This is a genomic window from Micromonospora endophytica, from assembly GCF_003236305.1.
Classification (GTDB): domain Bacteria; phylum Actinomycetota; class Actinomycetes; order Mycobacteriales; family Micromonosporaceae; genus Micromonospora; species Micromonospora endophytica.
In genome coordinates this window covers 1-821 of the sequence record NZ_POTX01000501.1, presented here as the reverse complement: position 1 = coordinate 821, position 821 = coordinate 1, and the positions used below count along the sequence as shown (strand labels likewise).

The window sequence follows — 821 nt, the reverse complement described above, 5'->3', positions numbered from 1 at the left end:
GGGCGGGGGTTTCGCCGAGCAGCGCGGCGCGGCGGGCGAACTCGCGCAGACCGGCGATCTGGCGCTCGCCGAGAGAGAAGTCAAGCGCCCGGAAGTACGACGCCAGGGTGGCCGCGTCGAAGGACTCCCAGCGGGCCGCCGACTCGGCGACCTGGTCGAGTTCGGCCAGGCACAGGTCGCGCGAACGCAGGAACGCCTCGTGCACCTCCTTGACCAGGCCGGGATGGGCGGCGGCGAAGTCGCGGCGGACCGCCCAGACGGCGAAGACCATCGGCAGGCCGGTCCACTCCCGCCAGGCCAGCCCCAGGTCGGTGACCTCCAGCCCCCGGCGGGGCGCCTCGTAGAGCGCGCGCAGCGCCACGTCGCCGATGAGCACCCCGGCGTCCGCCTCCAGCAGCATCTGGGTCAGATCCGGCGGGCAGCGGAAGTAGTCCGGGCGTACGCCGTACCTCTCGCGGAGCAGCAACTGGGCGAGCAGCACCCCGGTCCGTGAGGTGGAGCCCAGCGCCACCCGGGCACCGTCCAACTCGGCCGGCGGGCGGGTGCTGACCAGGTTGACCGAGAGCACCGGCCCGTCGCTGCCGACCGCCAGGTCGGGCAGGAGCAGCAGTTCGTCGGCGTGGCGCAGGTATTCGACCAGGGAGATCGGGCCGATGTCCAGGTCACCGGCGACAAGTGCCGCGTTCAGCCGGTCCGGCGAGTCCTTGTGCAGGTCGACGTCGAGCAGCGCGCCGGAGCGCATCAGCCCCCAGTAGATCGGCAGGCAGTTCAGGAACTGGATGTGCCCGACCCGGGGGCGGCCAACGCGCTCAACCATGCCC

At 72.6% G+C, this 821-nt stretch carries 1 protein-coding gene; it reads right to left on the bottom strand.

The genetic code is table 11. The features are described from left to right. Positions 1–817 (bottom strand): menaquinone biosynthetic enzyme MqnA/MqnD family protein (locus C1I93_RS30770; protein ID WP_111246722.1); only part of this gene is annotated, 817 nt, incomplete at its 3' end. Positions 818–821 lie beyond the last annotated feature (4 nt).